The sequence below is a fragment of the Streptomyces sp. SM1 genome (assembly GCF_002910825.1).
GTDB lineage: Bacteria > Actinomycetota > Actinomycetes > Streptomycetales > Streptomycetaceae > Streptomyces > Streptomyces okerensis.
This window is the reverse complement of sequence record NZ_NEUB01000455.1, coordinates 1-7,888: the sequence shown is the minus strand read 5'-3', so window position 1 is coordinate 7,888 and position 7,888 is coordinate 1. Positions and strand designations below refer to the sequence as shown.

Below are 7,888 nucleotides of genomic sequence, written 5' to 3'. Positions count from 1 at the left end.
GGCCCGCGGGCACGATCCCGCCCGGCGGATCGCGTACGCGGCGGCGGGTGAGCTCCGCAGGGCGGGGGTACCCGTCCGAGTACTTCCCGCCCTGCGGCAACGGCGGGGCGTGGCCGACCAGTCGGGGCTCGGCTCCCGGCAGCGGCTGGCCAACCTCGCGGGCGCGCTGACGGTGGCCCCCGGGTGCCGGCGGCTGCTCCTGGGAAGCCGGGTCGTCCTGGTCGACGACCTGATGACGACGGGGGCGTCGCTCGCCGAGGCGGCACGCGCGGTACGGGCCGAAACGGAAGCGGAGTCGAGTATCTCGGGGCCCGCGTTCGTGTACCCGGGTGAGACGTGGGAAAGGAGAGGGGAACAGCGGAACGGACCGGTTCGACAACGGGCGGGCCGGCAGTCCGGCCGGCCGGCGGGAAAGGCGGTCGCGGACAGTGCCGACGCGATCATCGATGTGGTGTGCGCCGCGGTTGTCGCGGCGTCACCGGATGCTTTCGAAGTACACCGGAACTGACTGAGTACGTGCGTCGTTGCAGGTTATGAGAGGGGTAATTCCCCCGAATGGAGGTAGGGCGCAGTAGAGGGTGACGCCATCCGTCCGGGCGAGATATGTTCGGTTGTGAGGGAAAGCCGCAGGCCACACCTCTCGAATCCGATTGCCGTGCTGCGGGTTTTTCATCATCACCCGCGCCGGTGGACTGGAGATCTCGCATCCGGGGGAGGAGGTGGACGTCACCGAGTCCGAGGCTCCGGACGACACCGGAGCCTGGTGCACAAGGGAGACACTCCGCACCGAGGCGGAGTGATCCGGGAACGGAGTTCTGCGTGGACATCGTCGTCAAGGGCCGCAAGACCGAGGTGCCCGAGCGGTTCCGGAAGCACGTGGCCGAGAAGCTGAACCTGGAGAAGATCCAGAAGCTCGATGGCAAGGTGATCAGCCTCGACGTCGAGGTGTCCAAGGAGCCCAACCCCCGACAGGCCGACCGCTGTGACCGGGTGGAGATCACGCTCCGCTCCCGCGGCCCGGTGATCCGGGCGGAGGCGGCGGCGAGCGACCCGTACGCGGCGCTCGACCTGGCAGCGGAGAAGCTGGACGCCCGGCTGCGCAAGCAGCACGACAAGCGTTTCTCGCGGCGCGGCGCGCGCCGGATCTCGGCCGCCGAGGTCCCCGACCACGTCCCGGGCGTGGCCACACTGAACGGGGCCGGCGCGAGCGTCGCCCCGGAGGAGACGGACGCGGTCCCCACCAAGAAGATCGGCTCGCTGGAGGTACAGGGGGACGGACCCCTCGTCGTCCGCGAGAAGACCCACGTGGCCGCACCCATGACCCTCGACCAGGCGCTCTACGAGATGGAACTGGTCGGGCACGACTTCTATCTGTTCGTCGACTCCGAGACCAAGGAACCCAGCGTCGTCTACCGGCGCCACGCCTACGACTACGGCGTGATCCACCTCAGCACCGACACGATGGTCACCGAGACCGACTCCCCCGAGGCGGGCGGAACCCTCGGCGGCTGAGCTGCCGCACGACAGCACGGCCGGTGCCCCCGGGTGCGCGTGTGCGCCCCCGGGGGCACCGGCGTGCGCCCGCTCCGGACCGCTACCGGGACCCCGGTGTCGTCCGGGCATGGAATCATGGCGGCAACGGCCCAACCGGTGGGTCGTTGCCTTGGGTTGGCGATGGTCGGGACCACGGGCCACAGCCTTCAGGGGGAGGAACGATGGCGGACAGCTTCGGACCGATGCAGCACGGGGACGCCGACGGCGGCACCGTCGGCATGGGCCCGGACGCGGACACACCACGCAAGGAGCCGATCAGAGTCCTGGTGGTGGACGACCACGCGCTGTTCCGCCGCGGGCTGGAGATCGTGCTGGCGGCCGAGGAGGACATCCAGGTCGTCGGCGAGGCGGGGGACGGCGCCGAGGCCGTGGAGAAGGCGGCCGACCTGCTGCCGGACATCATCCTGATGGATGTGCGGATGCCCAAGCGGGGCGGCATCGAGGCCTGCACCTCCATCAAGGAGGTCGCCCCGAGCGCGAAGATCATCATGCTGACGATCAGCGACGAGGAAGCCGACCTCTACGACGCCATCAAGGCGGGCGCGACCGGCTACCTGCTGAAGGAGATCTCCACGGACGAGGTGGCCACCGCCATTCGCGCGGTGGCCGACGGACAGTCCCAGATCAGTCCGTCCATGGCGTCGAAACTCCTCACCGAGTTCAAGTCGATGATCCAGCGCACCGACGAGCGCCGTCTCGTGCCCGCACCGCGGCTGACGGACCGTGAGCTCGAGGTCCTCAAGCTGGTGGCCACGGGGATGAACAACCGGGACATCGCCAAGGCGCTGTTCATCTCCGAGAACACCGTGAAGAACCACGTCCGCAACATCCTGGAGAAGCTTCAGCTGCACTCCAGGATGGAGGCGGTGGTCTACGCGATGCGGGAGAAGATCCTCGAGATCCGCTGAGGCCCCGGGCCCGGTCCGGGGAGTCAGGCCAGGGACCGGGCGAGCTCCAGGGCGAGGGCCTCGCGCAGCCCGGGTGCGTCGACCCGCTCCACACGGACGTCGGTGCAGTCCACCCAGCCCGCCGCCTCCACCAGGGCCCGCGCCACGGCCGGGACCGCCGCCCGGCCGTCCAGCGTGACCTGCCGGGCCACCAGCGTGCGGCCCTCACGGGCCGGATCGACGCGGCCCACCAGCCGGCCCCCCGCGAGGACCGGCATCGCGAAGTAGCCGTACACCCGCTTGGGCCTGGGGACGTACGCCTCCAGGCGGTGGGTGAAGCCGAAGATCCGCTCCGTGCGCGCCCGTTCCCACACCAGGGAGTCGAACGGCGACAGCAGCGTCGTACGGTGCCGGCCGCGCGGCGGGGCCGCCAGGGCCGCCGGATCGGCCCAGGCCGGCTTGGACCAGCCCGCCACGGTCACCGGGACCAGACCCGAATCGGCGACCACCGCGTCGACCTGCTCGCCCCTGAGGCGGTGGTAGTCGGCGATGTCCGCGCGCGTACCGACGCCGAGGGACTGGCCGGCCAGCCGGACCAGGCGGCGCAGGCACTCGGCGTCGTCCAGCTCGTCGTGCAGCAGTTCCGCCGGGACGGCGCGCTCGGCGAGGTCGTAGACCCGCTTCCAGCCGCGGCGCTCGACGCACACCACCTCGCCGTACATCAGCGCCCGTTCGACGGCGACCTTGGTGCCGGACCAGTCCCACCACTCACTGGTGCGCTTGGCGCCGCCCAGCTCCGTGGCCGTGAGCGGGCCCTCCGCACGGAGCTGCTTGATCACCTGGTCGTAGGTGCCGTCGGGCAGTTCGTGGTTCCAGTGCGGACGGGCGCGGTAGGCGCGGCGGCGGAAGGCGAAGTGCGGCCACTCCTCGATGGGCAGGACACACGCGGCGTGCGACCAGTACTCGAACGCGCGCGGCGGCTCGGACTCCCGCCTCCAGTACGCCTCCTCGACCGTCCGGCGCCCGACCGCGCCCAGCCGGGCGTACGGGATCAGCTCGTGGGAGCGGGCGAGGACGGAGATGGTGTCGAGCTGCACCGCGCCCAGGTGGCGGAGGACCCCCCGCACACCGGAGCGGCGGTCGGGGGCACCGAGGAATCCCTGGGCGCGCAGGGCGATACGGCGGGCCTCGTCGGCCGAGAGTTCCGTGGCCGGACGCGGGAGGGTCGTCATACGTCCGCACGATAGAGGGCGCCACTGACAGGCACGGCCGGCCCGGACGTCATCCGCGCCCCGGCACGTACGGCGCCGTGGACGTCAGTCCCAGGTCGGAGGGGAGCAGCGAGCCCACCCAGCAGTCGCGCAGCACCCCCTTGTTGTTGAGCGACGAGCGCAGGACGCCCTCGACGGTGAAGCCCGCGCGCTCCGCCACCGCGCGGGAGGCGGTGTTGCCGACCTCGGCGCGCCATTCCACGCGGTCGACCGAGAGCCGGGTGAAGGCCCAGCGGGAGACGGCGACGGCGGCCTCGGTGACGTAGCCGTTGCCGCGGTGCTCCTTCGCTCCCCAGTAGCCGATCTCCCCCATGCCGAGCGAGCGCATGGTGATGCTGATCATGCCCGTCAGCTCCCCGGTGGGCAGGAAGACCCCGAAGGTGAACATCGACCCGTTCGCCCAGCCGTCGGGGGCCATCTGCTCGGTGAACCCCCGCGCGTGCTCGGGAAGGTACGGGGAGGGGATCGTGGTCCAGCGCTGGATGTCCGGGTCCTGGCAGATCGCGTACACGGCGTCGGTGTCCCGCGGGCCGACGGTACGCAGCAGGAGACGGCCGGTGGTGAGCGTGACGGGTTCCATCGGCCGATTCTGCTCACGCGGCGGCCGGGGGCGCCATCCCTCTCGCCGTGCGTGGTCCCATGATCACCCGTTGTGCGATTCACCGGGCCGGTGCGGCACCATCGGACGGGCCCGGACGTTGTTCTTTCGAGGCAGCCGTGAAACGGATGGGAAGCGGCCGGCGGTCACCCCCGCGGCAGGCCTCCCGGCGTGGCGGGGTCCTCGCATACGATGGCCGTTGCCCAGTCAGTGAAACGGAAACCGACCGTCCCAGGCCCGACCGGCAAGGAGACCAACCCCCGTGTCCGTCCTCTCGAAGATCATGCGTGCAGGCGAAGGCAAAATCCTGCGCAAGCTGCACCGCATCGCGGACCAGGTCAACTCCATCGAAGAGGACTTCGAAGGCCTCTCCGACGCCGAGCTGCGGGCCCTCACCGATGAGTACAAGCAGCGGTACGCCGACGGTGAGAGCCTGGACGACCTGCTGCCCGAAGCCTTCGCCACCGTCCGCGAGGCCGCCAGGCGCACCCTGGGCCAGCGGCACTACGACGTCCAGATGATGGGTGGCGCCGCCCTCCACATGGGCTACGTGGCCGAGATGAAGACCGGTGAGGGCAAGACCCTCGTCGGCACCCTGCCCGCGTATCTGAACGCCCTGTCCGGTGAGGGCGTCCACATCATCACGGTCAACGACTACCTGGCCGAGCGCGACTCCGAGATGATGGGCCGCGTCCACCGCTTCCTCGGTCTGAGCGTCGGCTGCATCCTGGCCAACATGACGCCGGCCCAGCGCCGCGAGCAGTACGCCAGCGACATCACGTACGGCACGAACAACGAGTTCGGCTTCGACTACCTGCGCGACAACATGGCGTGGTCGAAGGACGAGCTCGTCCAGCGCGGCCACAACTACGCCATCGTCGACGAGGTCGACTCGATCCTCATCGACGAGGCCCGTACGCCGCTGATCATCTCCGGCCCGGCCGACCAGGCCACCAAGTGGTACGGCGACTTCGCGAAGCTGGTCAAGCGCCTCAAGCGCGGCGAGCCCGGCCAGCCGCTCAAGGGCATCGAGGAGACCGGCGACTACGAGGTCGACGAGAAGAAGCGCACGGTCGCGATCCACGAGTCCGGTGTGGCCAAGGTCGAGGACTGGCTGGGCATCGACAACCTGTACGAGTCGGTGAACACCCCGCTGGTGGGCTACCTGAACAACGCCATCAAGGCCAAGGAGCTCTTCAAGAAGGACAAGGACTACGTCATCATCGATGACGAAGTCATGATCGTGGACGAGCACACCGGCCGTATCCTCGCCGGCCGCCGTTACAACGAGGGCATGCACCAGGCCATCGAGGCGAAGGAAGCGGTGCCGATCAAGGACGAGAACCAGACCCTCGCCACGATCACGCTGCAGAACTTCTTCCGCCTCTACAAGCGCCACGACCGCAACGGCAAGGAAATCCCGGGCCTGTCCGGCATGACCGGTACGGCGATGACCGAGGCCGCCGAGTTCCACCAGATCTACAAGCTCGGTGTGGTGCCCATCCCGACCAACCGGCCGATGGTCCGCGCCGACCAGTCCGACCTGATCTACCGCACCGAGGTCGCCAAGTTCGAGGCGGTCGTCGACGACATCGAGGAGAAGCACCGCAAGGGCCAGCCGATCCTGGTCGGCACGACGTCGGTGGAGAAGTCCGAGTACCTCTCGCAGCAGCTCAGCAAGCGCGGCATCCAGCACGAGGTGCTGAACGCCAAGCACCACGAGCGGGAGGCGTCGATCGTCGCCCAGGCCGGCCGCAAGGGCAGCGTCACCGTGGCCACCAACATGGCCGGTCGCGGTACGGACATCAAGCTCGGCGGCAACCCCGAGGACCTCGCCGAGGCGGAGCTGCGCCAGCGCGGCCTCGACCCCGAGGAGCACCTCGAGGAGTGGGCGCAGGCGCTGCCCGAGGCGATCGCGCGTGCCGAGGAAGCGGTCAAGGCCGAGAAGGCCGAGGTCGAGAAGAGCGGCGGCCTGTACGTCCTGGGCACCGAGCGGCACGAGTCGCGGCGGATCGACAACCAGCTGCGCGGCCGTTCCGGCCGTCAGGGCGACCCGGGCGAGTCCCGTTTCTACCTCTCGCTCGGTGACGACCTGATGCGGCTGTTCAAGGCCCAGATGGTCGAGCGGGTGATGTCCATGGCGAACGTGCCGGACGACGTGCCGATCGAGAACAAGATGGTCACCCGCGCGATCGCCTCCGCCCAGTCCCAGGTGGAGACGCAGAACTTCGAGACGCGTAAGAACGTCCTGAAGTACGACGAGGTCCTGAACCGGCAGCGCGAGGTCATCTACGGTGAGCGGCGCCGCGTCCTGGAGGGGGAGGACCTGCAGGAGCAGATCCAGCACTTCACGGACGACACCATCGACGCCTACGTCCAGGCGGAGACCGCTGACGGCTTCCCCGAGGACTGGGACCTGGACCGGCTGTGGGGCGCGTTCAAGCAGCTCTACCCGGTGAGCGTCACCATCGAGGAGCTGGAGGAGGAGGCCGGCGACCGGGCGGGGCTGACGGCGGAGTTCATCTCCGAGTCCATCAAGGAGGACGTCCGCGCCCAGTACGAGGCCCGCGAGGCGCAGCTCGGCTCCGAGATCATGCGTGAGCTGGAGCGCCGGGTCGTGCTGTCGGTCCTGGACCGCAAGTGGCGCGAGCACCTCTACGAGATGGACTACCTCCAGGAGGGCATCGGTCTGCGCGCGATGGCGCAGAAGGACCCGCTGGTCGAGTACCAGCGCGAGGGCTTCGACATGTTCACCGCCATGATGGACGGCATCAAGGAGGAGTCCGTCGGCTATCTGTTCAACCTGGAGGTCCAGGTCGAGCAGCAGGTCGAGGAGGTCCCGGTCGAGGACGTCGAGCCGGTGGCCGACCTGGAGAAGCGGGACGCGGTGCCCGCGCAGGCGGGGACCCGCCCCGAGATCCGCGCCAAGGGGCTCGACGCCCCGCAGCGGCGGAACCTGCACTTCTCGGCGCCGACGGTGGACGGCGAGGGCGGCACCATCGAGGGCGACTTCGCCACCGACGACGAGCCGGTGCGCTCCGAGGCGGACGGCCTCACGCGCGCGGAGCGGCGCAAGCAGGCGCGGGGCGGGCGTCGCCGCAAGAAGTGAGCGGTGCCGCTCCCGTGCCGGAGCGGCTGTTGTGAGCAGGCCGAGGGCCGGACACCCCGGGGTGTCCGGCCCTCGGGCGTGGAGCGGGTGTGCGGGGCCGTCGGTGTGGGGCGGGGTATGTGCGGGGCCGTCGGGTGTGGGCGGGTGTTCAGCGGGTGTCCGCGCGGTGCGGGTGGTGCCGGCGGGGGCCGCCCAGTTCCACGGCGGTGCAGCGCCAGCGCAGGTCCCGGCCCTGCTCCAGGCGGAAGGCCATGGCGCGCAGCCTGTCGCCGGCGCCGATCCGCGCGAACGCCTCGATGGCGCCCTCCCGGGGCTCGAACCAGCCGATGTCGCGCACGACGGGGCGGGCACCCCGGGTGCGCAGCGGGCCGCGTTCCGCGAGCCGGACGAGTTCGTCGTAGGCCTGGCCGGCGGTGTGCCGCAGCATCGCGTGCACGGGGCGCTGCCCGCTGAGAACGGCGAGGAGCAG

General features: G+C 70.1%; 7 protein-coding genes. 4 read left to right on the top strand and 3 right to left on the bottom strand.

Annotated features, from left to right (window positions below):
* From B9S61_RS11410 to B9S61_RS11400, 3 genes are all read left to right on the top strand, one after another.
* The coding region (locus tag B9S61_RS11410; RefSeq protein ID WP_103542157.1) for a ComF family protein at nucleotides 1-508 on the top strand (508 nt) is incomplete at its 5' end.
* A gap of 311 nt (nucleotides 509-819) precedes the next feature.
* On the top strand, nucleotides 820-1,512 hold the full coding sequence (hpf, locus tag B9S61_RS11405; protein ID WP_103542156.1) for a ribosome hibernation-promoting factor, HPF/YfiA family: 693 nt from the start codon (nucleotides 820-822) through the stop codon (nucleotides 1,510-1,512).
* Nucleotides 1,513-1,715: 203 nt separating this feature from the next.
* The gene (locus B9S61_RS11400) at nucleotides 1,716-2,462 is read left to right on the top strand and encodes a response regulator transcription factor (RefSeq protein ID WP_103542155.1); all 747 of its coding nucleotides are present in this window, start codon (nucleotides 1,716-1,718) and stop codon (nucleotides 2,460-2,462) included.
* 23 nt (nucleotides 2,463-2,485) lie between these two features.
* Here B9S61_RS11400 and B9S61_RS11395 read toward each other — a convergent pair whose 3' ends face one another.
* Complete coding sequence (locus B9S61_RS11395) at nucleotides 2,486-3,673, bottom strand: winged helix-turn-helix domain-containing protein (protein ID WP_103542154.1); 1,188 nt, start codon at nucleotides 3,671-3,673, stop codon at nucleotides 2,486-2,488.
* A gap of 49 nt (nucleotides 3,674-3,722) precedes the next feature.
* The gene (locus B9S61_RS11390; RefSeq protein ID WP_103542153.1) at nucleotides 3,723-4,292 is read right to left on the bottom strand and encodes a GNAT family N-acetyltransferase; all 570 of its coding nucleotides are present in this window, start codon (nucleotides 4,290-4,292) and stop codon (nucleotides 3,723-3,725) included.
* 280 nt (nucleotides 4,293-4,572) lie between these two features.
* On the opposite strand from B9S61_RS11390, the gene secA reads away from it, so the two are divergent.
* Nucleotides 4,573-7,419, top strand: a complete 2,847-nt coding sequence (gene secA / locus B9S61_RS11385) for a preprotein translocase subunit SecA (protein WP_103542152.1) — start codon at nucleotides 4,573-4,575, stop codon at nucleotides 7,417-7,419.
* A gap of 148 nt (nucleotides 7,420-7,567) precedes the next feature.
* On the opposite strand, the gene B9S61_RS11380 is transcribed toward secA, so the two are convergent.
* Nucleotides 7,568-7,888 (bottom strand): Rv3235 family protein (locus B9S61_RS11380; RefSeq protein WP_258039625.1); only part of this gene is annotated, 321 nt, incomplete at its 5' end.